Raw genomic sequence first — 26,973 nt, 5'->3', positions numbered from 1 at the left:
GCAGGATCCCTTAGTTGGAAGAGTAGCGGCGCAGGGCCAGGGTCACGTTATGCCCCCCAAACCCGAAGGCATTGACCAGGGCCACGTCAACGGCCATCTGCCGTGCCCTGTGGGGGACAAAGTCCAGCCCCTCGCACTCGGGGTCGAGGTTGTCCAGGTTGAGGGTGGGGGGAACCCAGCCGTGGTGGATGGCCAGGGCCGTCGCCACGGTGGCAACGCCGCCTGCTCCCCCCAACAAATGGCCCGTCATGGACTTGGTGGCGCTGATGGCTAGGCGAGGGGCATGCTCACCAAAAACTGCCCTGATGGCCTGCACCTCGGCAACATCCCCCACCGGCGTGCCGGTGGCATGGGCGTTGATGTGCTGCACCTGGTCAGGCTGGATCCCGGCATCTTTAAGGGCTAGCCGCATCGCACGGGCGGCACCTTCGCCCGCGGGGGCGGGGTTGGTGATGTGGTGGGCGTCGCAGGTGAGGCCGTAGCCGACGATCTCGGCATAGATCTTGGCGCCGCGAGATCGGGCGTGTTCCAACTCCTCCAGCAGCAGGATCCCCGCCCCTTCCCCCATGACAAAGCCATCCCGATCCCGGTCAAAGGGCCGACAGGCCTGTTCGGGGGCGTCGTTGCGGGTGGAAAGAGCCTTCATGGCGCTGAACCCCGCCACCGAGAGGGGAGTCACTGCCGCTTCTGTGCCCCCCGTAATGGCCACCTGCACTTCCCCCCGCTGGATGAGCCGGAAGGCATCGCCGATGGCGTTGGAGCCAGAAGCACAGGCCGTCACCGTACAGGAGTTAGGCCCCTTGGCGCCAAAGCGAATGGCCACGTGGCCTGCTGCCATGTTGGCGATCATCATCGGCACCATGAAGGGGCTACAGCGATCCGGCCCCTTTTGCAGGTAGATGGTCTGCTGCTCTTCCAAAACCCGGATGCCGCCGATGCCGGTGCCCAAGATCACCCCCACCTGCTCAGCGTTGAGATCGGTAATGCGAAATTGGGCATCCTCCAGCGCCTGTTGGGTGGCGGCCAGGGCCAGATGGACAAAGCGATCGGTGCGCTTGACGTCCTTGCGATCCAGGTAGTCGAGGGGATCAAACCCCTTCACCTCCCCGGCAATGCGGCACTCGTGGCGAGAGGCATCGAAGTGGGTAATTGGCCCAATACCAGAGCGGCCTGCCAGCAAGCTCTGCCAGAACTCGCCAGGAGAATTGCCAAGGGGGGTTATCGCCCCTAGCCCCGTGATGACAACACGGCGATGGAAGTTGGATGGGATGGACATAGGAGCGGCGGCAGGATCCACGACAACCATGAGCAGTTTCGACCCGGTACCCTCCGGTTAGAAGGAAGGCAAGCCGGCAGAATTGCCCTCTCCCAGGCTAGGCAGCTTTCTTAGAGAGGATGTAGTTGACGGCATCCTGCACAGTGGCAATGCCCTCCGCATCTTCATCGGGGATTTCCAGATCGAACTCCTCCTCGAAGGCCATGACCAGCTCCACCGTATCGAGGCTGTCGGCTCCTAGGTCGTTCTGGAAATTAGCTTCCAGGGTTACTTTGTCGTCCTCTACGCCTAGTTGATCGGACACGATCTTGCGAACACGGCTGTAAACTTCATCTGCGCTCATGCTTGGAACCCTAGATATCGATCGACTGAGAGTGTCTTGGCTAAGCCAACCGGCAGCTATCGAAGTATCCCCTATTGTATCGGACAACGGATCCCCTCTTGTGAAGAGGCTTGCTTTTGTCGCTGCAGAGGGGTGGAGAATTGAGCTGTGGCCCTTTTCGATTGTCGCAAATAGAAGCTAGGATAGCCTACTGCACCTTTTGATTTGGATTCCCAAGGAGAACTGGCTTCCATGCCCCGCGCCTATGAGACAATGCTGATCGTGCGCCCCGACCTCTCGGACGAACCCTTGCAACAACTCCTCACCGAGCAGGAATCGCTCCTACGAGAAAACGGGGCAACTGGCCTGGAAATTACCAACAGAGGCAAGCGCCGCTTTGCCGGGTTTGAGATGAAGAAGTTCAAGGAAGGCCTCTACATCCAGTTCAACTACGAGGCCGAGCCAAGGACAGTGGCCACCTGGGAGAAAAATCTGCGCATCAACGAGAGCATCCTGCGCTACATGACTCTGCGCGTGAACTAGGTTGACGGGATCCGGGTCTGGAGGCATGGTAAAGGTAGTTGAGCTGCCTTCTTTTAACGCCCCAATAGACTTTACAGTGGCTCTGTCATGAACTCGATTGTCTTGATGGGGGAAGTGGCCAGCGAGCCGGAGCTGCGCTACACTCCCGACAACCTGGCCGTTACCTCACTGGTGCTGCGCTTTCCCAGCTTGCGCCCGGAGGAGCCACCGTACCAAGTGCGGGTTGCCTTTTTTGGAGAGCTGGCCCAGCGGGTGGTGGACACCTGCCGCGTGGGGGATCAGATCACGGTGGAGGGCCAACTGCACATGAATGTGGTGGAGCGGGATGGGCGTAAGGAAAAGTTGGCCGAGATCACCGCGCGTCGCGTCCACCAACTGGGATCGGCGCGGGTTCTCTCTCTGACGGGGATGGGTGAGTCTGCAACTGTGGACTCCTCTGAAGGAGGGGGGGCTTCCCCAGCGGAGCCGGACGATATTCCGTTCTAGCGGTGCAAGTTTTGCTGGGATCCCCTATGTTGCCAAGACTGGGCGCCGGTGAGCCCTTGGCATCTCTGCAAGTGATCGGCCACTCGGTGCAGGGGCGTCCCATTTACCTTTGGCAGCTCACCCAGGGGATCCGCCCCTTGCTGCTGGTCGGCGGCGTACATGGCGATGAGGTGGAAGGCTATGCCCTGATCGAGCGCTACGTGGCTTCTGGGAAATGGAGATCCTTGGAGGGCAGGGCTGCGCTTTGGGCGATCCCATGCCTGAACCCGGATGGCTGTGCCCTAGGGCAACGGCTCAACGCCAACGGCGTGGATCTCAACCGCAATCTGCCCACGCAAGATTGGATCGCGGCTTCTTTGGAAGCTCGCTATCCGCCGGGAGCGGCCCCAGGCTCCGAGCCGGAGACACAAGCGTTGTTGGCGAGTTTGGCCCAGATTCGACCCCGATTTGTCCTTTCTACCCACTCCTGCCAGAACGATCCCTACGTGAACTACAATGGCCCTGCCCTTGAGCTGGCTCAGGTGATGGCTGCTCGCAACGGCCTGCCGGTAACCGACGACATCGGCTATCCCACCCCTGGCTCTTTGGGCACCTGGGCGGGGCAGGAACGGCGGATCCCCACCCTGACGCTGGAACTGCTGCGCAGGCGGTGTTAGAGTGGACAGCCCAGGAGGATGAGTTCTGACCTGTGTCAAGATCTCTGAACTTTCATTGCCAATCCGACAGGTCATCCGAGATGCCCGCGGTTTTCTCGCCCAGTTCTTTTACAACACAGATAGATGAGGGCAAAGAAAAAAGGAACTTGGAGTCGAAACCGAAGTCAAGCCTTGTCTTTTGCCCATCTGTTAGCCATTTGGAGGAAGTCGGTATGTTCAGCAGGATTTTGGTGGCGGTGGATCGGTCGGAGCTGAGCCAGGGAGTGTTTCAAAAGGCCGTCCAACTGGCCAAGGCCATGCAGGCCGAGATGATGATCCTCCATGTTTTGTCCCAGGAAGAGCCCGGTGCCCCAGAGCCGCCCATGATCTTGGGGGTGGATTACAGCTCCACCATCAGCGCTGAGCTGTGGCAGTCTTATCGGGAGCAGTGTGCCATCTTCGAGCAAAACCAGATGGACTACCTGCGCTCGCTGGTGGAGAAAGCCGCTGAGCAGGGAGTTCGCGCCGAGTACCGCCTCAACTACGGCAACCCCGGTCGGGTCATCTGCGACTTGGCCCGCTCTTGGAAGGCGGACTTGATTGTGGTGGGCCGCCGCGGCCACTCCGGCCTGAGCGAGCTGTTTTTGGGCAGCGTCAGCAACTACGTGCTCCACCGGGCCCCCTGCTCGGTGTTGACGATCCAGGGCGAGGCTCTGAAAAAAGCAGCCTCAGCCAAAGAAGAGACAACCACCGCCTCTGCCAGCTAAGAAAAGCCCGCCGGCCACCGCTAGGAGCCTGAGGAAGACCCTCCCCGTTGGTCCCTTGTCTCCTCCGCTTTGCCCTCCAGCAAGCGGTTCACTTCGGTTTCCACGCTGTTGAAGGTGCTGAGGTCGATGACGGCAATATCCGGCTGATAGCTGCTTTGTACATAGGCACGCAGGCCGGCAGACGTCAAGCTCAACCTCAAGGGATCCCGACCGTCCTCGCCCTTGGCCTCAAAGGTCAGCTTCAGATCTGGCTCGGCCAAGGCTTTTTGGGCGTCTGGATCCGTCTCCGGCAGGAACTCCTTGGCGCGGGCGGCATTGAGGCTGGAGAAGAGGGAGCTGAGGTTGACCGGCTGGCCCGGTTGCTCCGGATTTTCCCAGCGCAGATCCAGGGATCCCTTCTCCTGGGGCAGAGGATTGAGGGTAACCCGCTCCCCTTGGGATTCCAGGGTAACTGGGCCCACCTGGTTGGGGTTGAGGCGGGCGATGCGGTGATCCCGCAGCTCCTCGAAGTCGGAGCGGAGAATGTCGGCGGTGCTGGTGAGGAGGGTGGCCACCGCCGGGTGCTCGGAGGTGATGACGTACACCTGGCCCTCTTTTTCCGCTCCCAAGACCACAGTCAGGGTCTTGCCATCCTTGAGCTCAACGGTTAGCTGGGCAGAAGGCTTCTCCAGACCATAAGGAGCCAGCTCCGCTTTGGTTTCAGCCGGAAACTCCACCGCTTGCAGGCGAGACAACGTATTGAGCAGACGGTCGACGTTCAGGTCATCGGCAGGCAGCTCGCGGGGCTCGACGATCTGCCACGTATTTTCTTGTCGCTCCAAGCGAACGACCTCTGGCTCTGCCTCGGCCAACTGCACCTGCAGAGACTTCACCGCCGCTGTGTCAAAGCGCAGCAGAGTTTTGTCCCGCAAAGCCAGCAGAGAAGGCAAGAGGGATCCCTTCTGGGTGCTGGCCAAGAGCACCACCTCTCCCCCTTCTGGCCTGGCGTAGAAGCCGGAGCCGTCGAAGTTGTCGTTGCCAATGTCCAGGCGGTAGGGATCCCCCTCTTGGGGGAAGAGGGCGATCTGGTGGCGCGGCTTATCTAGGCCGAAGGCCGCCAAATCCTCAGCCCCTTCCAGCGTGATTTGAGGCGTGAGGCGGGAGAAGCTGTTGAGCAACTGCTCCACCGGGAAGTCCAGCGCTGCCGACTGGATGGGACGGATAATGCGCCAACGGGATCCCTCTTCTGCCTCAGGAGTGCGCTCCAAAAGGATTTCCTCCGGTTCCCCCTCTTGCTGCTGGCGAATCTCGATGCGGGCAATGGTGTCGGGGGCAAAGTGGAAAAGCCGCGCCCGCTCCGCTTGCTGCTGCTGGCGCAGTTGCTGGAAGTTGTCAAAGAGGAAATACCCCAGCAGAGCAGCCACTGCCAAGCCCAAGAGAATCCAGGTGCTGCGCTTGAACATGCTCGTCCTCCTTGGCCCTATCGTCTTTGCCACCAGAGCACGGCCCCCGATCCCAACGCCACCAGCGGCAGGAGCACCGTCGATCCCAGCACCAGCCAGCGGAAGTTCTGGCCGGTCACGGCAAGACGGCGGTCGGTGATGGATTTGGGGCGAATGGAGATCTGTTCGGTTCGCTCAGTGAGCCAGTTGAGGGTGTTGAGGAAGAGATCGCGGTTCCCCTGCTGCCTCAGGTTGCCGTCGAGGGCGAAGTTGACGTTGCCGATCACCACCAGCCGAGCCTCGGTCGGCCCCTCCTGGGATTCTGAGGTCTTCTGATCGCCTTTCACCTGGCGGGTCAGGGCTACGCCCAGGGTCAGGGGGCCGGGCTTGTCTTGATCCGGGTCAAATTGCAGCGGGCCGGCCTCTAGGTTGGGGCTGGTCTCTCCCCAGCTCTGCGGGCTGGTGCGCAGCAGAGGCGTGGCCTGGATCCCTTCGCGGACCTCAGTGTCTACAGAACGGGCCAGGGGGAAGAGGGTCATCAGCCGCTGTTCTGCCAGGGGAGCGGTGATGGGGTGATCCCCGTAGGTAGTAACCAGGGCAACCGCCGGCCCTGTCCTCAGAAGCTGGCTGACGCTGCTCACCTCAATGATGATGTCATCCCCCAAAACCACGCCCCACTCCTCCAGCAAGGGATCCAGGCCGGCATCCACCCGTGGCCCAATCAAGAGCAGCAGCCGCCCCCCTTTGGCCAGGTAGTCCTGCAGCTTCTCCACCTCGCCGGGGAAGAGAGCCCGCTGCGGCCCTGCCAAGACCAACACATCCGCCTCCTCTGGGATCTGCGACTGCACCAGGTTCAGCGGCTCCACCCGGTAGCCCTCCTGGCCGAGGGCTGCCACCGCCTGGGCCAGGGTTGGGGTGCCCTCGCGAGCTTCCAGGCTCACCTCCCCATGCCCCTGTACAAAATAGGCCACCACTTCGCCGCGGTTAACCACCTTGGCCAGCACAGGGGTGAGCTTACTCTCCAGCTCAGGGGCGGGCGGCTGGGGCAGTTGTTGGCGGTTATTGCCCGATTCGACCACCAGGGTGTTATTTTGGGTAACCTGCAGCCGCTGGACAGTGAGGGGATCGCGGTTGGGATCCACAAACTCAAACTGGAAGCGCTCGGGGTTGAGGCGGCGGTAGCGCTCCAGCTGTTCCCGCAGGTTGGGATCGGGAGCGGTGGTTACCGCCCAGACTTTAACGGGCTGCGCCAGTCCCTGCACCAGCTGCCGGGTCTGAGGCGACAGGGTAAACAGGCCCTCCTCGGTGAGATCCAGGCGCAGGTCGTAGCGCACCGCCACCACATTCACCAGCACCAGAATGACGGCCATAGCCGTCACCGCCACCAGGATGTTGGCGTTGGTTTGAGTAGAGCGCAGGCCCAGGAAGACGCCGACTTCCCGTTGGTGGGTGAGGCCCCAAACCACCACCAGGGCCAAGCCCGTGGCCATCAGGCTCAGGGGCACCGCCGTCCAGCCGGTGAGGGCAGCTCCCACCAGCAGGCCGATGGCCACGACGCCAAGGCCGACGATCCCCGTCCAATCTGCCAATGCCTGCCAAGCTTTCATCACCGCACTCCTCCCAACGCAACCCTAGCTCTGCTGCCAGCGCAGGCTTTCCACCGATTGCACCGTGGCAAACAGCCCCAGCACGATGATGCTGAGGAAAAGGACAACACTGCTGCTGCTGAGGATCCCTTGCACCCAGTTGCTGTACTGCTGCAGCAGCGAGACATGCCTCAGAGTGGCGGCAATCCAGTTGCTCTCCTGGCCGGCTGCCGCGTCGATGACCCAGAGCAGCAGGATCAGCCCAAAGGTAGCCACCGCCGCAATAAGGGTGCTGTCGGTCAGGGAAGAGATGAACAACCCCAGGGCCATGACGCTGCCGGCCAGCAGAGCAAGCCCCACATAGCCCATCAGGGTCAGGCGGTAGTCCACTGCTGGGTTGGCGCTACTCAGCACCAGCACGTGGTAGACCAGCGGCGGCAGCAGCAGCGTGATGAAAAACACCCAGACCGCCAGCCACTTGCCCAGGGCCACCTCTAGGTTGGTGATGGGGGAAGTGGCTAAGAGCTCCATGGTGCCCCGCCGCCGCTCCTCGGCGTAGGAGCTCATGGTAAAGATGGGCAATAAAAATAAGGAAAGCGTGCCCAGCAGATTGAGAAACTGCTGCGACAGGATGGTGGCGGCATCAAAAGGGTTCTCTTGGCCAAACTGGGCAAAGAGATCCACCTGCTGCGAGAAGTTGATCACCCGCACCAAGATGTTGACGAAGAAAAACCCCGCCAGTCCCCAGAACACCGCCGCCACCACGTAGGCAATGGGGGAGGTGAAGTAGCCGCGCAGCTCTTTGCGAAAAATGGCAACCACGCCGTTCATGCCGCTTCCTCCAACGCGCCTTCGGATCCCTCTTGGGTAGTGAGCTGCAGGAAAATCTCCTCCAAAGAAGCCTGGGGACGGCCGATCTCGTAGAGGTCGATCCCCGCCTGTACCAGGGCCCTGGCCACCTCCGGGATCCAGCCTTCTGCAGAAACATGGCTCTTCAGGTGCACCTGCCAGCGAGGGGGATCGGATCCCAGGGCCTGCAAGCTCACCACCTCCACCTGGGGCAGGTTCTGCAGGGCCGCTCGGATGGCCGTTTCCTCAGGAGCGCCCACCACCAGCTTCGCCTGCTGCCGATCCTGAAGCTGGGCCGTCAGCTCGGCGGGCGTGCCAATGGCCGCCACCTGGCCGCGGTTGATGATCACCACCCGGTCGCAGGTCATGCTCACCTCCGGCAGGATGTGGGTGGAGAGGATGATGGTGTGCTCTCCTGCCAGGCTCTTGATGAGGTTGCGCACCTCGATAATTTGCTTGGGATCCAGCCCAATCGTGGGCTCGTCCAGGATGATCACGGGCGGGTCGTGCACCAGGGCCTGGGCCAGGCCCACCCGCTGCTTGTACCCCTTGGAGAGCTTGCGGATCAAGGTGTGGCGCTTGTCTTCCAGGCTGCAGCGGCGGATCACCTCGTCCACCCGTCGCGGCCGATCCCCGGCGCTGACCCGTTTGATCTGGGCGACAAAGTCCAGGTAGCTCTCCACCGTCATGTCCGGGTAGAGGGGCGGGTTTTCTGGCAGGTAGCCGATGCGCTGCCGCACCGCCATAGGGTTTTCATGCACATCGAACCCGGCCACCCGCGCCGTCCCCTCGCTGGCAGGCAAATAGCCAGCCAAAATGCGCATAGAAGTGGTTTTGCCGGCGCCGTTGGGCCCCAGAAACCCCATGATCTCGCCGGCGTTGACCTGGAAAGAGATGTCGCGGATGGCTGTAAAGCTGCCGTAGGTTTTGCTCAGATGTTCCACTTCGATGGCAGCCTTGGTTGCAGGAGCAGTGGATAAACCTGTCATCGGCGGCTCCTAACCTAGAGGGTCAGCGGGAGTTGGCCAACAGCCCAAGTCCGGAGATGGGAAAGCGCGCAGCCCTTCTCTTGTGAAATAGGCGGAGGTTGAGAGCAACAGAGGCAGCAGCGCCGAGGCCATCAGCAAACTTAGCACAGCAGCGGCAGGGATCCGCAAACACAGCCAGCTCCTTCCCCCCTTTGGTGGGGACTCAAGGTACCAAGGATCCCCACTCCTCCAGCCCCAAGACCCGGCTCTCCCCTGGGCGGGCCGGCACCACCTCGCCAATGGGAAAGGCTTCGGGGAGCAGGGATCTCAGCCGATTTTCCGCCTCAGGAGGGATCACCAGCACATAGCCTACCCCCAGGTTGAAGGTGTTGAACATCTCCAAGGTCTCCACTTGGCCTTGCTCCTGCAGCCAGAGAAACTCCGGTGGGATGGGCCAACTGTGGGGCTCTAGCCGCGCCGCCTGCTCCGGAGCCAAACAGCGGGGCAAGTTTTCTGGGATGCCGCCGCCGGTGATGTGGGCCATGCCGTGGAGGGGGATCCCTGCTGCCTGCAGCCGCTGCACTGCCTGGACATAGATGCGGGTGGGAGTGAGAAAGACCTCCGCCAAAGGCCGATCCCAGCCAGGGGGTTGGTGATCCCAAGGCCAGCCCCGCTCGGCCACAATGCGCCGCACCAGGCTAAAGCCGTTGCTGTGCAACCCGCTGCTGGGCAAGGCCCACAACCGATCCCCAAGCTGCACCCGCGAGCTGTCGAGAACGTCTGCCCTCTCGACGATCCCGACGCAAAAACCCGCCAGGTCGTACTTGCCGGGCGGGTAAAACCCCGGCATCTCTGCCGTCTCCCCCCCCAGGAGTTGGCAGCCGGCCTCCTGGCAGCCCTCCAAGATGCCGTCGATCACCTGCCAAAGCGCTTCCGGCTCCAGCTTGCCGGTGGCAATGTAGTCCAGGAAAAACAGCGGCCTGGCCCCCACCGTCAGCACATCGTTGACACACATGGCCACCAGGTCGATGCCCACGCCGCGGTGCTGCCCCCACTGCTGGGCGATCTCCAGCTTGGTGCCCACTCCATCAGTGCCGGCAACCAGAACCGGGGCCCGGTAGCCCGCCGGTAGCTCCAACAAGCCGGCAAAGCCGCCAATGCCGCCCAAGGTTCCTGAAGAACCTGAAGACTGAGCTTGAGAGCCTTCAACGCGCTCCCGGATCCCCTTGACAAAAGCGCGTCCGAGTTCAATGTCAACCCCTGCTGAGCGGTAGTCCAAGATGCCGAAAATCCTTATGCTGACGGGACTTGGGCTTTTGCCCTTGGCCGGGCAAGCTTGTCAACTTCGAAACCTATGGTACATTAACTTCTGTTTTACTGTCGCATTGGACGTTGTACAGGAGTTTCGAGAGGAGCGCGGCCTCATGCGAAATTGGAAGCGGCTTGGACAGGGACTGGCTCCCGCCCGCCAAGTGGGCTTGGTCGGCTGTCTCTGTGTTACGGCCTTCAGCTTGCCGGCAGGTATGTTGGGCAGCCCAACCTCGCGGGCGCAAGCCTCAACTCGCAGCGGCTCCCCTAGTGCCAGAGCAACCCAGCTATCCCCCAAAACCCACTCCCTCTCCCCGGCAACTGACCTTGTCTCTCCCCCCCAACCCAACGCTCCCCCGCCAGCCAAACTCGGCACCTTGAACCCCCAACACTCGCAGTCTCTTTCCCTGGCTCGCCGGGCAATCCCTTCTCGGCCAATGGAAGAGCCCATCCTCAAGATCGGCGAACAGCAGCAGTCGTCCAGCCAGCCTGTCTCCACCCTCTACGACTACCAGATGGACGGGCGGCAGGTGGTCACCGTCTACGTTCGGGATCTCCCCGTTGTCAGCTTTGTCGAGCAGCCCGGGTTGGAGTCGCCGCTGCTGCGGGCCAGCTCCCTCGTGGCCCGGCTCAACCAAATGGCCCAGGGATCCCTGAAGGACACGACCATTACTCTGGCTTGGGCAGAGCCCCAATCCGGGGATCCCCTCTACGCGGTTCGGGTAAACGACGAGGAATTGCTGCGCATCGACGAAGGAGTGCTGCTGCTGGATAACCAACGCCCGGTGGATACAGCGGTTTTGGCTGCCAATCGTCTGCGCCGTCTGCTGCTGGATGCCCCTCCTCTTGCCCCTTCGGCCCTGCCCCAGCCGGCCACCCTGACTGCCGCCAAAGCCACCGCTGCCCGCCGATCAGAAACTCAGGCCCAGGCGCAACCGGACTCTGTCCGAGTGGTCGGGCCTGTGCAAGAAGGGATCGCCTCCTGGTATGACCTGCACCCCACCCGCCACGAGATGACAGCTGCCCATCCCACCCTCCCCTTCGGCACCGAGGTGCGGGTAACCAACCTGGACAACGGGCGCCAGGCTGTCGTGCGCATCAACGATCGCGGCCCCTTCATCCCCGGTCGGATCATCGACCTTTCCCTGCGGGCGGCGGAGGCCCTGGGGATGGTGCGCTCGGGGCTGGCGCCGGTGCGCCTGGAAGTCGTGCAGCGCTAGCTAAGGCACGGGCGAAAAGCGCTTGGAATCGGGCGAGTAGTGCCAAGCAATGCCGTCCGGATCCCGGCTGCGGCTCCACTCGGGAAACCCACTCTTGAACTTCCAGTAGGTGATGGCGGAGACCACCACCCCCAGCCGCTCTGCCAACTGAGTTTGGTTGAGGGGGCGCAGCGTCGCCCGCGGCACTGTAATCGCCTCCTCGGCAGCGGCAGGGCTGGGCGGCGGGGCAGGACAGGCCGCCGCTGCGGGGGGCTCGGAGAGGGTAGCCGTAGCTGTGGCTGGCGGCTTCTCCCCTTCTAGCAGGCGACTCCGGCTGGGCTCCTGGGCCCGCAACAAGCTAAACTGGCTCAGCAGGCCGACATTTTCCAGGTTTAGCAAATCTTCCAGGTTAGAAGTCTGATGAATCAGTTCCAGCTCGCGGTGAAACTCTTCCTCCAGCACCCGTAGGTAGTGCTGCCGCTTCTGCTCCGACTCTGCCTCCTTGAGCAATCCTAGGGCAAACTTGAGGTTCGAGAGGGGCTCACTCAGATCTTGCAAGAACTTCTTGAACAAAGTGCCCTTGACCTCTGCAAACTGCTGCAACTGCTGCAGCTTCTGTCGCAGCTCCTCCAGCCTTTTCTCCTCCAGCCTGCGGCTTTCTAGGCTCTGCCGGTGGTTGTGCAAGGCAATTTCGATGGCGGTGTAGAGCTCCCGCTCTTTGAAAGGTTTGATGATGTAGCCAAAAGGCTGTGTCTCCTTAACGCGAGAGAGAGTGTCCTCATCAGCGTAGGCCGTCAGGTGCACCACCGGAATGTTGAAGCGCTCGGCGATCCGCTTGGCGGCTTCAATACCGTCGAGATCCCCTTTCAAAACGATGTCCATCAAGACCAAGTCCACCGACATTTCCTCCAGCCATCGGATCGCTTCTTCGCCAGAGGACGCGATGGCCGGCACCGCATAGCCAAATTTTTTCAGGACGTTGGCGATATCCTTGGCGATGATCTTCTCGTCTTCGACAACCAGAATGCTGCCTTTGGCAAGCATGGGAACTTTCTTCAAGGCTGGCTCCTCGGAAAGGTAATGATGAAAGTGGTACCCGACTTGTTTCTCAATTCTATCTTGCCCTGGAGCTGATCGGTGAGAGTTGCAACCAGTTGTAAACCCAAAGATTGAGTTTCCTTGAAATCGAAGTTGCTGGGCAGGCCAATGCCGTTGTCAGAGACGCGCAACTGAGTATAAGTACGGGTTTGCTTAAAGTGGACGTCGATCTGGCCGCTGCGGCCTTTGGGAAAGGCGTATTTGAGGCTGTTGGTGACCAGCTCGTTGATGATCAGGCCACACAAAACTGCCTCATCGAGGTTGAGGCGGATCCCTTCGGCGCGGATGCTGGCGCGAATGATCTCGGGGTTCACGCCGTAGGAGTGGAAAAGATTAGAAATTAAATTGTGGAGGTACTGCCTCAAATCCACAGCAGCCAGGTTGTTGGACTGGTACAGGCCCTCGTGGATCAAAGACATCGCCTGAATGCGGCTGCCGGCGTCCTTAAAAACGCGGGCATACTTGTGGCTTTTGATTTGATCCGCCTGGAGCCGCAGCAGGCTGGAGATGATTTGCAGGTTATTTTTGACGCGGTGGTGGATCTCCCGCAGCAGAATCTCTTTTTCCTGCAGGGCCGCCTGAATCTGCAGCTCCGCCCGTTTTTCTTCGGTAATGTCTTCAGAGATGCCGATGATGAAGAGGTTTTTGCCTTCGGGATCCCGCACTGCTGAGACTGCCAGGCGACACCAAACCACCTTGCCGCTGCAGTGGATATAGCGTTTTTCCAGGTGGTAGCGATCCCGTTGGCCGTTCAAAACTTCCTGGAAGAGTCGCCAATCTTCCTCGAGGTCGTCCGGGTGGGTGAGGTCGCAGAAGCTCTTGTTGACCAATTCGGCGCCGCTGTAGCCAAGGATCTCTTCCAGGGCGGGGTTCACCTTGAGGTAACGGCCCTGCCTATCGACGATGGAAATGCCCAGGGCCGACTGCTCAAAGATGCCCCGCAAACTCAGCTCGCTTTGGCGAAGGGCTGCCTCGGCTTGCTTGCGCTCGGTAATGTCCAAAATTTGGCTGAGAAAGTAGCTGGGATCCCCTTGGGCGGTGCGCACCAGGGTGATGCGGAGAAGGGCATAGACAATTTGCCCGTTCTTGTGAATGTAGCGTTGCTCCTGTTCGCAGTGGTGCACCTCGCCGGCCAGCAGGCGGTTGGTGCTCTCCAAGGTGACGGCGATGTCGTCGGGATGGGTGATGTCGAGGACGGTTTTCCCCTCGAGATCTTCTAGGGTGTAGCCCAGGGTTTCGGTAAAGGCGGCGTTGATTTGAAAATAGGTGCCATCCAGGTGGGTCATGGCCTTGGCGATGGGGGACCACTCAAAGGATTGGCGGAAGCGTTCTTCGCTTTCTTTGAGGGCCACTTCTGCCTCGACGCGGGCGCTGATGTCGATCACCTGGTTGAGAAACTGGGTGGGCTGGCCGGCTCCATCGGTAAGCAGGGCGGCCTGGAACAGCACATGGACAACTTGGCCGGAACGGTGGATGTAGCGAATCTGCCGCTGGCTGATGGAGACTTTGCGTGTCAAGAGAGCCTCGTTAGCCGCCAGCAGTTGGTTGACATCGTCGGGGTGGAGGATGTCCAGTTGTTGCCGACGCTGCAACTCTTCGGGGGTGTAGCCGACGATCTGGGCAAAGGCCTCGTTGACCTGGATAAATCGCCCCTGCAGATCCACCAGAGCAATGCCGTTGGGAGCCAGCTCAAAGATCTGCCGGAAATGATTGGCGCTCTGTTGCCAGGCTTGCTCTATACGACGACGTTCGGCTTCCAGTTGCTTGGACTCGGTGATGTCTTCGGCGATCCCTGCCACCCGGTAGACCTTGCCCTCTTTGTCGAGGATGGGAAAGGTGCGTTCTCGCAGCCAGAGGAGGCGGCCATCGGGGCGGCAGAGGCGAAAAACCACATCGGTGGGTTGGCCCTGAAGTTGGGCTTGAAAAATGGCGGGGAACAGCCAGCGATCGTCAGGGTGAATGCGGCGCATCCAGGCCTGGGGATTGGCGTAGGCCTCTGCAGGGGAAAGGCCCCAAATGGCTTCACAGGCGGGGCTGACGTAAATCAGCTCTTTGCCGCAGAGCGTTGAAATCCAAAACAGTTGCTGGCTGTTCTCAGCCAGTTGCAAAAAACGATGTTCGCTCTCTCTGCGGGCTTCTTCCAGTTGCTGTTGCCGTTCTTTAAGCTGGCGGGAGGCTGTAATATCGGTAACAAACCCTTCAAAATAGAGGGGCTCCCCCTGCTCGTTGTACAGGGCGCGGGCGTTTAAAGAAATCCAGATTTTTTTGCCGTCCTTGCGGCAGACCTGCTGCTCCGCGTGCACGACCTGGCCTTCCTTCAGCATGCGCTGTACGAACTCAGATCGCTGCTCTGGATCGCCGTAGATCTGAGTGCCGATATCGGAGACGTGGCGCATCAAATCTTCCGGGGATTCGTAGCCGAAAATATGGGCCAGAGCCGGGTTGGCCACCAGATATTTCCCTTCTGGAGTGGTTTGAAAAATCCCTTCGACGGCGTTCTCGAAGATCGGCTGGTAGCGGGCGGCGGTGCTGCGGCTGTGCTGCAGTTGCGTCTGGAGCTGCTCGAGGGCTTGTCGCTGCTCCTGGGCCTGGAGCAGGATGTGTCGCAGGCTAAGGGTGATGAGGTCGATCTGTCCCCGTTCGGGGAGGCTCAGTTGGCGGGGGCGCTCCCCCAGCAGGTAAAGTGTTGCCAGCCGCCTCCCTCCCTCATCCAGCAGGGGAAAGGCTTCCTGAAAGGGCCAAGATCCGCCGATGGGGTTGGGCGGCTCGTTGCCGGGGATCTGCTGGGGGTTGGGGTAGAGGATCCCTTTTGCAGGCGAGTCGGAATGGGATCCCGGCTGGACCAGTTCTAGATAGACCCAGGGTACGTTCAGCAGTTGCCCCAGCAATTGCAACAGCGGGTACAGCGCCGCAGCGGACTCTGTCTTCAGTTCAGTTGGAAGGGACAGCTCTTCCCTGGCGGCGGCCTGCCCGGCAACACAACCGTTCACAACGGATCTTGGTGACCTAGAAATGGGAGGCGACATGGGAAAAACTCGGCTGGGAAGCTAGCTCTACCCAGTCCATCAGGATAGATGGGGGGTACCTGTTGAGTTGGTCTTCACAGGGCAAAAAGCAAGGGATCCCCTCCAGGTACGCCCGTTCTGCACCCCCTATCTATACTTTAGCGATGCTCTGGAGAAACTTTAGTGAAACATGCTGCTGACGGAGCTGTCTTCGTGAATGCGCCAGATCGCTTCTCCCAGCACGCTCGCCACCGAGAGGACGGTTAAGCCTGGAAAATGCCGCTCTGGAGGGATGGGGATGGTGTTGGTGACGATCACCTCTTCAAACAGCCCGCCCTGCAGGCGTTCGATGGCGGGATCGGAAAAGACCGGGTGAATGGCGCAAGCGTAAACCGCCTTGGCTCCCGACTTGCGCAGCAACTTTGCCCCTTCGGAAATGGTGCCCGCCGTATCGATCATGTCATCCACAAGGATGGCGATTTTACCGCGCACATCGCCAATGAGGTTCATGACTTCCACGTCGTTGTGGGCCTGGCGGCGCTTGTCGATAATCGCCAGCGGGGCTTCCTTGAGTTTTTTGGCAAAGGCGCGAGCCCGCGCTACTCCCCCTACATCGGGAGAGACGACCACAATATCCTCGTCGAGCAGGCCTTTTTCTTTGAGGTAGGCCTGCAGAACCGGCTGGGCATAGACGTGGTCGAGGGGGATGTCGAAGTAGCCCTGGATCTGGGCCGAGTGGAGATCCATGGCCAGCACCCGGTGGGCTCCCGCCTGGGTGATCATGTTGGCCACCAGCTTGGCGGTGATGGCTTCCCGTCCGGCGGTTTTGCGGTCGGCGCGGGCGTAGCCGTAGTAGGGCAAGACGGCGGTGATCTGGCGGGCCGAGGCGCGGCGGCAGGCGTCGATGATCACCAACAGCTCCATCAGGTGATCGTTGACCGGGCGGCAGGTGGGCTGCACCAAGTAGACATCGGCACCCCGGATCGACTCCTGAATTTGGATGTACAGCTCGCCATCGGCAAAGCGCTTGCGCAACATCGGGCCCAGATCCATGCCCAAGTAACGCGCCACCTCTTGAGCCAGAGCCGGGTTAGCGCTGCCTGAGAAGATTTTGAGGCGGTTGCTATCCGAGATGGGTGGCAGGGGGGAAGGGCGAAGAAGGGGTGCAGGGCGAACCACAGATCGATGCTGAACTCGTCCGCAGCCAACGCCTAACGGCGAGCTGTCGCTATCGTAGCACCAGCACTTGCAACCTCAGCAACTGTATTCTTGGGGATTTTCTGGGGAGGCAGGTTACTATGAGCAGAATGAAGGTCGAGCTGCTGCACATCCACAAGCGTTTTGGGGCGGTACAGGCGAACCGCGATGTGTCCTTGCGGGTGGAGGCGGGCACAATCCACGGCCTGCTTGGGGAGAATGGGGCCGGCAAAAGTACCTTAGTTAAGATCCTGAGCGGCTTTCTGCGCTGCGATCAGGGGGAGATTTGGATTGATGGGCAACCGGTTCGCATCAACAGCCCTGCAGCGGCCATTCGTCTGGGCATTGGCATGTTGCACCAGGATCCCTTGGATTTTCCTTCTCTGACGGTACTAGAAAACTTTATTGCCGGGCAGCGGGGGCGCTTGGGTTTGGGGCTGCGAGAAAGCCGGAAACGTCTTGAGAAAGCCTGTGAAGAGTTTGGTTTCAACCTCAACCCCGATGGAGCCATCGGCAGCTTGACGGTGGGGGAACGGCAACAACTGGAAATGCTGCGGTTGCTTTCCCTGGGGATCAACACCTTGATTTTGGATGAGCCAACGACGGGCATTTCTGCAGCGCAAAAAGATCTTCTGTTCGCGGCTCTGAGAAGGTTGGCGGAGCAGGGCAAATCGGTGATCTTCGTCTCCCACAAGCTGGCCGATGTGGAGTGCCTTTGCGATCGGGTGACGGTGATGCGGCAGGGGGAGGTGGTAGGGGAGCTGCCTGTTAGAGGTGAGGACATTGCCCTGTTGGAACAGCAGTTGATCGATTGGATGTTCGGGCGGGAGTTGACACCCCCAGCTCGGCCCCATTCTCCGCAAAGGAGAGCGGATCCCCTGTTGGAGTTGCGCTCCCTGGTGGTGCGGCATGAGCCGTTTGCCTTGGCTTTGCCAGATCTGGCGGTGCAGCCGGGGGAAGTGATTGGGTTGGCCGGTTTGGAAGGCAGTGGGCAACGCTCTTTCCTGCTCACCTGTGCAGGGTTGTTGCCGCCCAGGCGTGGCCGGATTCTGTTGGGGGGGCAGGAGATGACGGGCCGTCCTTACGGCGACTACCTGCGCTGTGGGGTGGGGTTTTCTCCGGCGGATCGGCTGCGGGAAGGGCTGATCCCCGGCTTAACCTTGCAGGAGCATTTTGCCCTCCAGCAGCAGGATCCCTGGATCAACTGGGCTCTGGCCCGTCAACAGGCCCAAGCGGCCATTGAACACTTCAGCATTCGCGGTCACCCCTACAGCCGGGTGGAGCAACTCTCGGGGGGCAACCAGCAGCGCAGCCAGTTGGCTCTCTTGCCCACACCCCTGAGTCTTTTGCTGATGGAGCACCCAACGCGAGGGTTGGACATTGAGTCGGCGCTGTGGGTCTGGGGGCAATTGCTGGAACGCACCCAAGCGGGTACGGCTATTCTTTTTGCCTCGGCGGATTTGGACGAGATCCTGCAGTACAGCGACCGAGTGATGGTGTTCAGCGGCGGACAGGTCTCGGAACCCATTCCGGCGGCGGAGCTCACCGTTTCACGCCTGGGACAGATGATGACGCTTCCCGTCTTGCGCAGCACTCACAGCAGCGAGATCCCAGGGATCCCAACTGAGGTTTAGAGGGCTGGTCGCATCAGCAGGAACTGACACTCTGCCGGAGCAAGAGCATGACTCTAGTCAATAATAAGCTCAACCATACTGAAAATAATGTATAATATGTTCAGTACGGATTACTACCAGTTGATCTTTCTGTTTACTTTCGAGTCTGCCAACATGGTAGCCAAAGCAAAGCAGAAAATTGGTAGTAAGACGACACGGAAACTGCGCTTTGGGTATTCTACTCAAAGCTTTGCGGGATACCGCCATTCTGTTTGGAAACAAACAGAATGCTATCGCTGCATAGTTGAACAGTGATGTTCAGCAGTGTTCAGCGTAAATGTATCAGAAGGATTTGAGAACGGCATGGCAACCGGCTAGAGCAAGGCTTAGAGTAGCAGTAGCCCCAAGCCTTTTGCTCAAGGAATCTGGCCATGGGATCCCAGGATCACCTCTTGCCTCCAGGAGCAGAGGAGCTGCAATCTGACCGCTCGCCCTCCTCGGAGCAAGTCCTTTTGGAGCTCACCGTTCAGGGATCCCGGCAGCAAGTCTTGCAGGGTTTGCGGGCCTGGCTGGAGCTGAGCTTGCTGACTCCAGAGCACTTTCGCTTGCTGGTGGAGCAGTATCGGCTAGAGGGGGAGGAACCAAGGTCAGCGGCAGTTTCCCCCAGCGACGAGATCCCGGCTCGTCTTGGCTCGGCCTACGTGCTCTGGATTTTGGGTTTGTTTGGCATCTGTGGCCTGCACCGTTTTTATCTGGGCCGCTGGCGGACGGGTTTGCTCTGGCTGTTGACCTTTGGGCTGCTGGGGATCGGACAGCTCCTGGATTTGATTTGGATCCCAGGGATGGTGCGAGAAAGAAATGCTCGCCTGGCCGGATCTGGGGTTGAGGAACCTGCGGTCGAGGGGGGAGAAGAGCCCCAAGCTGCCCCTCAATCCACTCGCGCTACTCGGACGGAGTCCTTGCCCCCCCCTACCTCGGCGCTGGCTGTTTTGCTGCGGAACTTGCTGTCAGAGCTGAGCGTGGCTTGGCTGTTGCTGCTGGGCCTGTTTTTGGTGGTGGTGTCCTCGGGGGTGCTGGCGGCCAGCCACTGGGAGCAATTTTCTCCAACTGCTCAGTATGGGGTGCTCTTGGCCTATACGGCGGCTTTTGGGGTAGGTGCTGGATGGATCCAACGGCAGGAAGGGCTGCGTCTAACCGGTCAAACCTTGGAGGCTATTGCCCTGCTGCTGGTGCCGGTGAACGTGTGGGCCCTGGATGGGCTGGGGATCCTTTGGGGGATCCGCATCCTGGCGCTGGGCTTGCTGCTGGGGATCCCGTTGACGGCTGAGGGTCGGGTGCGCTCGCTGGGTTCAGGTGCCGGCTTTCGCGACAGCGGTGTGGAGCCCAATGCCTTTTACGGAACCTTGGTGAACTTTTTGGCCCTCTCTGGCTTGCACGCTTTCTGGAGCTTGGGGCCGCAGGAGCTTCGCCCTGCTTTTGTCCTGGGGATCCTGTATCTGGGGATCCTCAGCACCGTGATTTACACCTGGAGCCGCCGGTCTCGGGAATTACGGGGCTCCAAGATCTGGCTAATCGGGGCTGCCGGATCCCTGTTAATCCTACGGGGGCTGCTGTCTGGGCATGTCCAAGTGCCGCAGTTGGGGTTGGCGGTGGCCCTGTTGGGTTGGCTAGCAGCGGAATGGCCCCAGGGATCCCCGGACGTCGTAGCAGAAGGCGCTCAGGAGGGGACGCTCTCCCGCTGGTGGGAGGGGAGCTGGGTGCTGTTGGTGGTGGGCTGGCTGCTGGCTGCCATTGGCTTGGCGGAGAGCCCTTTCAGCGGCTGGCAGTTGCTGGGGATTAGCCTGCTGGGGATCCATGTCTTAATCGGGCGCTTGCGCCGACACACCCAGTCGCCCCAGCGGGACGAAGTCCTTAGGGTGCATTTGACGTTGCTGTTCTTGCTGGGCCTGGAAACTTGCTGGGCTTTTTGGCAGGTGTGGCCAGCAAGCTGGCGGCAAGAGGTTGTAGCTACAGTAACCAACTGGTTTCAGCCCCTTGATTCCCCTTGGGGCTTGCTGGGGTTGGCGCTGCTGCCCTACGAGGTGCTGTGGCTGGGGTTGGCGGCCCGCTGGCAGAGGAGCGGTCCAGAAGCCGGTGAGACAGACTTTTCTGGGCTGGTGGAACCAACAGAGCGCTTGGTTTTGGGGCTAGGGGGATCCCTGCTGCTCTTGAGCCTTCCCTATCCGGCCATTCGCTTTTGGCACTTGCTTTTGAGCGCCGGGATCCTGGCCTGGTGGCTACAACAAAAGTCCAGATCAGGAGAAACTCCCAACTTTCTTTGGGTACTCCTGACCCACGCCTACGGAGTGGGGGCGCTGCTGGCCGGGATCCGCTGGCTTTTGCCCGACTTGTTCGCGCCAGCGGTGCGGAGCACTAGCCTGTCCAGTTGGGGAGTGGTTCTGCTGCTGGTGGGCCTATTGCAATGGGCAGGGCGGGTAGCTCTGGGTGGGTCAGAGCGCTTTTTTTGGGGAGTGCCTGCGGAGCTGTGGCAGCGAAGTGCAGATGGCATAGGGCTGGTGCTGGTGGGATCCAGCTACTTGGCGTTTTTGCTGCAACGGTTCCTTGATTCGTCTGCGACTGGTGAACAATCCATGGGCTGGCTGTGGCTGCTGGTGCCTCTTGCTTTAACGGCAGCTCAGGTATTGGCCCTGCCCCCCCTGGAGTTCATGCCCCGCTGGCTGCAGAGCCCAGAGCAAGGGGGATTGGGATCCCTTTCCTGGCGGCAGGGGATCCCAGTGCGGGGATCCCTGCGTCTTTGGGCCGTGCTCTCGCTGGTGATGGCGCAGTTGCTCACCTTGGGCAGGCCGGGCCCGGATCTGCTCGGGCTAGGGCTGGGGTTGCTGCTGCTAGCTACCCAGGTGTGGCTATGGGCTTGTCCCTTGCCAAGTTCCCCTACTCCTGGAGCAGAGGGGGAAGCCCTGCTGGCGGTGGCCTTCGGCTCAGGGTTCGGCCTGGTGGGGATCAGCCGGCTCTTGCCGACACTTACGGAAGCGGAATGGCTGCTGGTTTTGGCAGCGCTGCTGTTGCTCTTGAGCGGCTGTCGCTACGGCATCCGGCACCTCTCTTCTCGCCTGCAAGCCGCTTACCGGCCAGCCCTGGATGGCTGGGGTATACCCTTGGGGTTGGTGCTCTTGCTCTCCCTAACGTTGCCCACCGCGGCGGCCCTCTTCACCCCTTCCTCGCCCCCTGCTTTCTCGGCAGCCATACCGCTGGCCTCTGGGGTTACCTGGCTGGCCATTGGTCTCCGACTTTGGGTAGAGGTTGCTCCGGTCTTCTCTGCTCCCATTGCCGAGACGGGATCCTCTCCGACCCTCCCCCCTAGCGCTAGCGGGACGGAGTCCTCTCCGACAGGGGATGCCCCTGAAATTGCCCAAGCCCTTTCATCTGGCCAGATCAAGGGTCAGATGGATGGGTTGTTGTACGGGCTGGGCTGGGCTTTGGAGCTACTGGCGGCAAGCGGCGTGTTGTGGGCTGTGCAGGGATCCCGTCCTGTTGCCCCTCTGCTTGCCGTCATCAATCTGAGCCTGGGGATCCTCTTTTGGATTGGGCCGGAGAAACTCCTCTTTGAGCGGCCCGATCGCGCTGGTGGGACGGAGTCCTCAGGGGGACAACTCCTGCAGCGGGTCAAGGCTCTGAGTTGCTGGGGGACAGCGCCGCTGATCTATGCCGGCTTGGGCTGGCTGGGATCCCATGCCCAGTGGAGTGAGGTAACGGGCTTGGGCAGCTTAGGTCTCTCCATCGTGTTGCTGGGCCTGGGGCGTCGACAGGCGGTCCAACGGGCGCAAGAGCAAGGCCGGGAAGACCTCCGTCCTGCCAACTGGAAAGGGCTCCTGGGCGCTTGGGGCGTGTCTGTGGCCGCCTACGAGAGCTGGCTTTACTTCCTCAGCCAGCGAACTGGGGGATCCCTGGCAAATGGGTTGGTGTTGATCGCTCTGTTAGGGCTGAGCTTGGCCTGGGGCTACGGCTTTTGTCCCCCTTGGCTGGCGGCGACCCTGCAGCTTAAAAGAGCTGGGTTGCGCTGGATGGCCTTGGCCAACTGGGCTCTGGCCAGCCTTGTCCTCTGGTCTGCCCTTTTCGATCCTCGCCTCAGCCGTTGGGGACAGCTCCTCTGGGTGCTGACGGGATCCGGCCTGGTGGCCTATGCCGCCGGACAGGCGAGAACCTCAACTCTAGAATCTCCAACAGAGCAAAATTGGGCGCCAACGGTCTGGGGTTACCTCAGTGCTTGGCAGGGGGCTGGGGTTCTGCTGGGCAGTGTGTTCCTGGGGCTGCCACAGCTATCAATAGCGCGGTGGGCCGGATCCCTGCTCTGTGGGCTGGGGCTGGTTTACCACGGCTTGCCCTGGCGACGGTGGGGCTGGCCGGCGGCTCCTTGGCAGAATACAGCCTTGGTGCTGCCCCTGGCCGCTTTTCTGGTAACCGCGGGAGGAAATAACACCCTTAATCTGCTGCTGGGGGCAACCTACTATGCCCTGCTGGCTATCTGGAGATCCCAAGTGCGCCTGGGCTATGTCAGCCTGTTCTTGAGCAACTGGATCCTGTGGAGTTACGGCTGGCATCAGGATTGGGCTTCCCTGACGTTCTATGCCCTGCCCCTGGTGGGATCCCTGCTCTATGTGGCTCAGGTGGATCCGGGATTACAGGAAGCCAGCGGGCGACAGGGGCGACATTGGCTGCGGCTAGTTTCCTTGGGCACATGGCTGCTGGTGGTGATGGTGGAAACCCACGGGCAACTGTGGGCGGGATTTTGGCCGGTGGGGCTGGGCTTAGCTTTGGGTCTGCTGGGCTTGGCCTTGCGGGTAAGAGCTTATCTCTTCGTGGGCACGCTGGCTTTTGGGCTGGGGATCCTGCGGCAGGGATGGCTACTGGTGACAGCTTATTCGCTGCTGTTCTGGGCCACTGGGATCCTGCTGGGCCTGCTTCTGATTTGGACGGCAGCCAATCTTGAAGGGCGTCGAGAAGAGGTGGGATCCCGCCTCTCCGCTTGGCTAGGGCAACTGCAGAGCTGGGAATAGCTCCCCCCGTGGGAGAGGGGTCGAGAGTGAGCCAGTGGGGCAAGGGGCATGTCAAACTGGTGCTGGCCTTGCTTTGGAGGATGGGGTCTATTGCTGGGCAACGTTGACCCAAAGGTGTCTTCTCAGCCTAGGTGGAAAAAGCTTCTGCGGCAGATCTTGGCTCCTTGGCGCGAGTTCGATGGCATGTTGCTGGCCACGGTGCTGGCCTTGACAGGCATCGGCATTCTTGCCATCCGCAGCGCAGTCTGGGAGCGTCCTATCAGCCACTATTGGCTGCAGCAGTTGATCATGGCCGGGATCAGCCTGGTGTTTTTGGCGATGGTGGCGCGGATCCCCTATGAGCGGCTGCTGCGCTGGCACTGGTTTACCTATGGCCTGACCTTGGCAGGTTTAATTGCAGTGCTCTTTTTCGGCACGGCAGGAGGGGGGGCGGAGCGGTGGATCTCCATTGCCGGCGTCCAGGTGCAGCCTTCCGAGTTTGCCAAGTTGGGGGTCATTATTACCCTGGCGGCCATTTTGCACCACTGGCCGATCAAATACTTCAGCCAAATTTGGGTGGCCGTTGCCGTCATCGCCCCTCCTTGGGTTTTGATCTTCCTACAGCCCAACTTGGGCACGGCCCTGGTGTTTGTGGCCATCTTGCTGGCCATGCTCTACTGGGCCGGGGCCAAGGGCAGTTGGATCCTTTTGCTGCTGTCGCCGGGGGTGGGGGCCATCCTCTACGGCCTGCACACCCGCCCCGAGCTGAGCTGGATGCTCTGGGTCTGGCTGATCTGGTGCTTGGGCATGGCGAGCCTGGCGGCTTGGCGGCTGCCTTGGCGGTGGACAGGAGCGATGACCTTTGGAGTGCTCAACCTGCTCTCCGGGCATCTGGGCCAGGCGGCCTGGCACATCCTCAAGCCCTACCAGCGGCGGCGGCTGGAGATCTTCATCGATCCCATGCAAGAGCCCTGGGGATCTGGCTACCACCTGATTCAGTCCCGCATCGCCATCGGGGCCGGCGGGCTCTGGGGCCGTGGCATCCAGCAGGGCACCCAAACCCAACTGGACTTCATCCCCGAGCAGCACACCGACTTCATTTTCTCGGCCATTGGGGAAGAGATGGGCTTTGTCGGCACCCTGACGGTGCTGATTCTGTTTTGGATTCTCTGTGCACGGCTCATCTGGATTGCCCAGGGGGCCAAGGACAATTTTGGCTCCCTAATTGCCATCGGGGTGCTGGCCATGATCCTCTTTCAGGCAGTTGTCAATATCGGCATGACCATCGGCCTGGCCCCCATCACCGGCCTGCCCCTGCCTTTTTTGAGCTATGGCCGCTCGGCTCTGCTGACCAACTTTCTGGCCATTGGCCTGGTGGAATCGGTGGTCATGCACCGCCAACGCACCACCTTATTCAGGTAATTTCAAGAGTTTTCTTCCCCCTCCTTTTCTGGCGACGCTGGCTCAGGTCGGTAGCCATGCCGCTCCGCAGCGCTCTCCTATCCGCGCGCAACGCTGCTGACGAGCCAGGGATCGACCCCTGCTTCTACTCCCTCCTAGTCTTTTCGTCCTCTCTCCTGGAGGGCCCTGGCGCGGTTGAGATCTCGATGCACCTACCCCACTTGCCTATGCGGTGGGGTAGTCAGACGCTGCCCAAAACCCCCTCCCGCCTAAAGAGCTGGCACGACTGCAACGCCTGCGGCAAGGGGTGTAAATTGCCAACGCGCCAGCACTAAGATGGGGACATCGAGTCCTGGGTTGTCAAGCTCCCATGTCGCCTCTCGATCCCGCGCTTTACTTTGACCACAGCGCCACCACTCCGCCTCGGCCGGAGGTGATCGAGGCCATGCGGCTGGCGATGCAGGAAAGTTGGGGCAACCCCTCCAGCTTGCACGCTTGGGGCGAACGGGCGGCCATGGCCATGGAACGGGCGCGGCAGCAGGTGGCCGAGCTGCTCAACTGTGAGCCGGAGACGCTGCTGTTTACCTCCGGCGGGACGGAGTCCAACAACCTGGCCCTGTTTGGGGTGGCGCAGCGCTACTCCACTCCCCAGCACCTGATCATCTCCAGCGTCGAGCACGCCTCGGTGGAGAATGCCGCCCGCCGCTTGCAGGCCCAAGGCTGGAAGGTAACCCGCCTGCCGGTGAACGCCGCCGGCCAGGTGGATCCCCAAACCCTGCTCCGGGCGCTGCAGCCCACCACCGTGCTGGTCTCCATCGTCCACGGCCAGAATGAGGTGGGATCCCTGCAGCCCATTGCCGAGCTGGGCCGCCTCTGTCGCCAGGCGGGAGTTCTCTTCCACACCGACGCGGTGCAGACGGTGGGGCGGATCCCCTTGGATCTGGCGCAACTGCCGGTGGACCTGCTCTCCCTGTCTGGGCATAAGCTTTACGGGCCGCAGGGGGTGGGGGCGCTCTACGTACGCCCGGGGGTGGAGCTGCAACCGCTGCTGCGGGGGGGCGGGCAAGAACGGCGGCTGCGAGCTGGCACCCAGGGGATCCCTGCCATTGTCGGTCTAGGGGTGGCAGCGGCCTTGGCAGCCCAAGAGCTGCAGCAGGAGACGGCCCGCCTGCGGCAGTTGCAACGGCAGCTGGCCCAGTTGCTGGCCTCTGTGCCAGGTTTGCGGCTAACTGGCCCCTCGGATCTGGAGCAACGCCTGCCCCACCACCTCAGCTACTGCACTGCCGCCATGCCGGGGAATGTGCTGGTGAGGGAGATGAGCCGCCAGGGGATCGCCATCAGCGCCGGCTCTGCCTGTAGCAGCGGCCAACGGATCCCCAGCCGCATCCTTTTGGCCATGGGCTATTCCGAGGCCGAGGCCCTGGGATCCATCCGCCTCAGCCTGGGCAAGGCCACCACCCAAGCCGCAGTTGAACAGGTGGCGCAGTCGCTGCGGGCTCTTCTCCTCTCGGCTGCGGGCGCTGGATCCCTTGAGGAGAAGGCAACCCAACCCCTGCCAGCGGCTCCTGCCGCTGAATTGGCGGCTGGGCTAAGGTGATAGAGAGTTACAGGGCTGGTCGTTATGGCTGAGATGAGTCCCTATCAAGTGTTGGGAGTCAGCGAAGAAGCCTCCTTTGAGGAGATCCAATCGGCGCGGGCACGGCTCCTGGCCAGCTTGGGTGCGGATGAACAGCAGCAGGAGCGGGTGGAACAAGCCTACGACGCCATCCTGATGCAGCGCCTGCGCCTGCGCAAGGAGGGCAAGATCGCCGTCCCCGACCGCATTCGCTACGCTGAACAGCGGGCTGCCCGTCCAGAGACAGAACCGAGTTTGCCCCGTCCCGCTGCCCAAAATCCCCCCTGGATCAGCCGCTGGCTGGATAGCCCCTCTGCCCCGGATATGCTCTGGCCCGCCGTGTTGCTGGGAGGACTGGTGGGTTGGGTTGTCTTGGCTCCCGATGAGTATCCCTCCCTGCAACTGGCGCTGGGGCTGATGGCCTGTATCTATTTCCTGTACCGCAAAGAGCGCCGCTTCCTTCGCGCTTTTCTCTTGGCGCTGGCAGGACTGAGCCTGGGACTGATGTTGGCCTACGCCATTGCCCTTCCCCTCACCGGCGGCGATGCCCCCGGCGCCCTGTTGGTGGGGATCACGTTTGCGGTGATGTGGCTGGTCACAAGCTTTCTGCGCTAGCTGGGGGGCTTCAGGTACACATTCCTACATATGTGC

At 61.1% G+C, this 26,973-nt stretch carries 20 protein-coding genes; 10 read left to right on the top strand and 10 right to left on the bottom strand.

Annotation, left to right across the window (positions count from 1 at the left end; all coding sequences use genetic code 11):
* Nucleotides 1–10: 10 nt before the first annotated feature.
* Nucleotides 11–1,306, bottom strand: coding sequence for a beta-ketoacyl-ACP synthase II (fabF, locus tag GG26_RS03135; protein ID WP_414388834.1), 1,296 nt, complete (start codon nucleotides 1,304–1,306; stop codon nucleotides 11–13).
* 67 nt (nucleotides 1,307–1,373) lie between these two features.
* Nucleotides 1,374–1,619 (bottom strand): acyl carrier protein, encoded by a 246-nt coding sequence (locus GG26_RS03130; protein ID WP_011431644.1) that lies wholly within the window; start codon nucleotides 1,617–1,619, stop codon nucleotides 1,374–1,376.
* 204 nt (nucleotides 1,620–1,823) lie between these two features.
* Between GG26_RS03130 and rpsF the strand changes: the two genes are divergently transcribed.
* From rpsF to GG26_RS03110, 4 genes are all read left to right on the top strand, one after another.
* Nucleotides 1,824–2,141 (top strand): 30S ribosomal protein S6, encoded by a 318-nt coding sequence (rpsF, locus tag GG26_RS03125; RefSeq protein WP_228375378.1) that lies wholly within the window; start codon nucleotides 1,824–1,826, stop codon nucleotides 2,139–2,141.
* An 87-nt stretch (nucleotides 2,142–2,228) separates the two neighbouring features.
* Nucleotides 2,229–2,627 carry a single-stranded DNA-binding protein gene (locus GG26_RS03120; RefSeq protein WP_099812668.1) on the top strand — a complete coding sequence of 133 codons (399 nt, stop codon included), beginning with the start codon at nucleotides 2,229–2,231 and terminating at the stop codon, nucleotides 2,625–2,627.
* 26 nt (nucleotides 2,628–2,653) lie between these two features.
* Nucleotides 2,654–3,283, top strand: coding sequence for a M14 family zinc carboxypeptidase (locus tag GG26_RS03115; RefSeq protein ID WP_011431647.1), 630 nt, complete (start codon nucleotides 2,654–2,656; stop codon nucleotides 3,281–3,283).
* Between the two features lie 212 nt (nucleotides 3,284–3,495).
* Nucleotides 3,496–4,029, top strand: coding sequence for a universal stress protein (locus tag GG26_RS03110; protein WP_041438695.1), 534 nt, complete (start codon nucleotides 3,496–3,498; stop codon nucleotides 4,027–4,029).
* Nucleotides 4,030–4,049: 20 nt separating this feature from the next.
* Here the strand turns inward: GG26_RS03110 and GG26_RS03105 are convergent, their stop codons facing one another.
* The 5 genes from GG26_RS03105 to purM all read right to left on the bottom strand — a co-directional run bounded on the left by GG26_RS03105 (nucleotide 4,050) and on the right by purM (nucleotide 10,132).
* Nucleotides 4,050–5,471, bottom strand: a complete 1,422-nt coding sequence (locus GG26_RS03105; RefSeq protein WP_414388831.1) for a DUF4340 domain-containing protein — start codon at nucleotides 5,469–5,471, stop codon at nucleotides 4,050–4,052.
* A 17-nt stretch (nucleotides 5,472–5,488) separates the two neighbouring features.
* The gene (locus GG26_RS03100; protein WP_414388829.1) at nucleotides 5,489–7,057 is read right to left on the bottom strand and encodes a GldG family protein; all 1,569 of its coding nucleotides are present in this window, start codon (nucleotides 7,055–7,057) and stop codon (nucleotides 5,489–5,491) included.
* A 24-nt stretch (nucleotides 7,058–7,081) separates the two neighbouring features.
* Entirely contained in the window at nucleotides 7,082–7,867 is a 786-nt protein-coding gene (locus GG26_RS03095) for an ABC transporter permease (RefSeq protein ID WP_011431651.1), read from the bottom strand.
* Complete coding sequence (locus GG26_RS03090; RefSeq protein ID WP_099812663.1) at nucleotides 7,864–8,874, bottom strand: ABC transporter ATP-binding protein; 1,011 nt, start codon at nucleotides 8,872–8,874, stop codon at nucleotides 7,864–7,866. Before GG26_RS03090 ends, GG26_RS03095 begins: the two co-directional genes overlap by 4 nt.
* Before the next feature lie 202 nt (nucleotides 8,875–9,076).
* Complete coding sequence (gene purM / locus GG26_RS03085; protein ID WP_011431653.1) at nucleotides 9,077–10,132, bottom strand: phosphoribosylformylglycinamidine cyclo-ligase; 1,056 nt, start codon at nucleotides 10,130–10,132, stop codon at nucleotides 9,077–9,079.
* Nucleotides 10,133–10,277: 145 nt separating this feature from the next.
* Between purM and GG26_RS03080 the strand changes: the two genes are divergently transcribed.
* A complete protein-coding gene (locus tag GG26_RS03080; protein WP_099812662.1) occupies nucleotides 10,278–11,381 on the top strand; it encodes a septal ring lytic transglycosylase RlpA family protein in 1,104 nt (367 codons plus the stop codon).
* On the opposite strand, the gene GG26_RS03075 is transcribed toward GG26_RS03080, so the two are convergent.
* From GG26_RS03075 to GG26_RS03065, 3 genes are all read right to left on the bottom strand, one after another.
* Nucleotides 11,382–12,404, bottom strand: a complete 1,023-nt coding sequence (locus GG26_RS03075; RefSeq protein ID WP_011431655.1) for a response regulator — start codon at nucleotides 12,402–12,404, stop codon at nucleotides 11,382–11,384.
* A gap of 11 nt (nucleotides 12,405–12,415) precedes the next feature.
* On the bottom strand, nucleotides 12,416–15,448 hold the full coding sequence (locus tag GG26_RS03070; protein WP_414388826.1) for a PAS domain S-box protein: 3,033 nt from the start codon (nucleotides 15,446–15,448) through the stop codon (nucleotides 12,416–12,418).
* A gap of 195 nt (nucleotides 15,449–15,643) precedes the next feature.
* On the bottom strand, nucleotides 15,644–16,642 hold the full coding sequence (locus GG26_RS03065; protein ID WP_011431657.1) for a ribose-phosphate pyrophosphokinase: 999 nt from the start codon (nucleotides 16,640–16,642) through the stop codon (nucleotides 15,644–15,646).
* Between the two features lie 119 nt (nucleotides 16,643–16,761).
* On the opposite strand from GG26_RS03065, the gene GG26_RS03060 reads away from it, so the two are divergent.
* The 5 genes from GG26_RS03060 (at nucleotide 16,762) to GG26_RS03040 (ending at nucleotide 26,937) form a co-directional block, all read left to right on the top strand.
* Complete coding sequence (locus GG26_RS03060) at nucleotides 16,762–18,294, top strand: ABC transporter ATP-binding protein (protein ID WP_099834726.1); 1,533 nt, start codon at nucleotides 16,762–16,764, stop codon at nucleotides 18,292–18,294.
* Between the two features lie 410 nt (nucleotides 18,295–18,704).
* A complete protein-coding gene (locus GG26_RS03055) occupies nucleotides 18,705–23,327 on the top strand; it encodes an NINE protein (RefSeq protein WP_414388823.1) in 4,623 nt (1,540 codons plus the stop codon).
* A 90-nt stretch (nucleotides 23,328–23,417) separates the two neighbouring features.
* Complete coding sequence (rodA, locus tag GG26_RS03050; RefSeq protein WP_414388821.1) at nucleotides 23,418–24,728, top strand: rod shape-determining protein RodA; 1,311 nt, start codon at nucleotides 23,418–23,420, stop codon at nucleotides 24,726–24,728.
* A 349-nt stretch (nucleotides 24,729–25,077) separates the two neighbouring features.
* Nucleotides 25,078–26,304: a cysteine desulfurase family protein gene (locus GG26_RS03045; RefSeq protein ID WP_011431661.1), complete on the top strand. Its 1,227-nt coding sequence runs from the start codon at nucleotides 25,078–25,080 to the stop codon at nucleotides 26,302–26,304.
* Nucleotides 26,305–26,337: 33 nt separating this feature from the next.
* On the top strand, nucleotides 26,338–26,937 hold the full coding sequence (locus GG26_RS03040) for a CPP1-like family protein (RefSeq protein ID WP_099813293.1): 600 nt from the start codon (nucleotides 26,338–26,340) through the stop codon (nucleotides 26,935–26,937).
* Nucleotides 26,938–26,973: the final 36 nt, after the last annotated feature.

Origin of the sequence: Synechococcus sp. 'PEA 65AY6A-5F PE A' (genome assembly GCF_047462575.1) — a bacterium.
Classification (GTDB): domain Bacteria; phylum Cyanobacteriota; class Cyanobacteriia; order Thermostichales; family Thermostichaceae; genus Thermostichus.
Note: the sequence above shows the minus strand (reverse complement) of the source record. Positions and strands in the feature narration are given on the sequence as shown.

What these genes read in the sequence shown, in the direction of transcription:
- fabF (WP_414388834.1), bottom strand. Translation starts at nt 1,306, where the DNA reads ATGGTTGTCGTGGATCCTGCCGCCGCTCCTATGTCCATCCCATCCAAC.
- GG26_RS03130 (WP_011431644.1), bottom strand. Translation starts at nt 1,619, where the DNA reads ATGAGCGCAGATGAAGTTTACAGCCGTGTTCGCAAGATCGTGTCCGAT.
- GG26_RS03120 (WP_099812668.1), top strand. Translation starts at nt 2,229, where the DNA reads ATGAACTCGATTGTCTTGATGGGGGAAGTGGCCAGCGAGCCGGAGCTG.
- GG26_RS03115 (WP_011431647.1), top strand. Translation starts at nt 2,654, where the DNA reads ATGTTGCCAAGACTGGGCGCCGGTGAGCCCTTGGCATCTCTGCAAGTG.
- GG26_RS03110 (WP_041438695.1), top strand. Translation starts at nt 3,496, where the DNA reads ATGTTCAGCAGGATTTTGGTGGCGGTGGATCGGTCGGAGCTGAGCCAG.
- GG26_RS03105 (WP_414388831.1), bottom strand. Translation starts at nt 5,471, where the DNA reads ATGTTCAAGCGCAGCACCTGGATTCTCTTGGGCTTGGCAGTGGCTGCT.
- GG26_RS03100 (WP_414388829.1), bottom strand. Translation starts at nt 7,057, where the DNA reads ATGAAAGCTTGGCAGGCATTGGCAGATTGGACGGGGATCGTCGGCCTT.
- GG26_RS03095 (WP_011431651.1), bottom strand. Translation starts at nt 7,867, where the DNA reads ATGAACGGCGTGGTTGCCATTTTTCGCAAAGAGCTGCGCGGCTACTTC.
- GG26_RS03090 (WP_099812663.1), bottom strand. Translation starts at nt 8,874, where the DNA reads ATGACAGGTTTATCCACTGCTCCTGCAACCAAGGCTGCCATCGAAGTG.
- GG26_RS03080 (WP_099812662.1), top strand. Translation starts at nt 10,278, where the DNA reads ATGCGAAATTGGAAGCGGCTTGGACAGGGACTGGCTCCCGCCCGCCAA.
- GG26_RS03075 (WP_011431655.1), bottom strand. Translation starts at nt 12,404, where the DNA reads ATGCTTGCCAAAGGCAGCATTCTGGTTGTCGAAGACGAGAAGATCATC.
- GG26_RS03060 (WP_099834726.1), top strand. Translation starts at nt 16,762, where the DNA reads ATGAGCAGAATGAAGGTCGAGCTGCTGCACATCCACAAGCGTTTTGGG.
- GG26_RS03055 (WP_414388823.1), top strand. Translation starts at nt 18,705, where the DNA reads ATGGGATCCCAGGATCACCTCTTGCCTCCAGGAGCAGAGGAGCTGCAA.
- GG26_RS03045 (WP_011431661.1), top strand. Translation starts at nt 25,078, where the DNA reads ATGTCGCCTCTCGATCCCGCGCTTTACTTTGACCACAGCGCCACCACT.
- GG26_RS03040 (WP_099813293.1), top strand. Translation starts at nt 26,338, where the DNA reads ATGAGTCCCTATCAAGTGTTGGGAGTCAGCGAAGAAGCCTCCTTTGAG.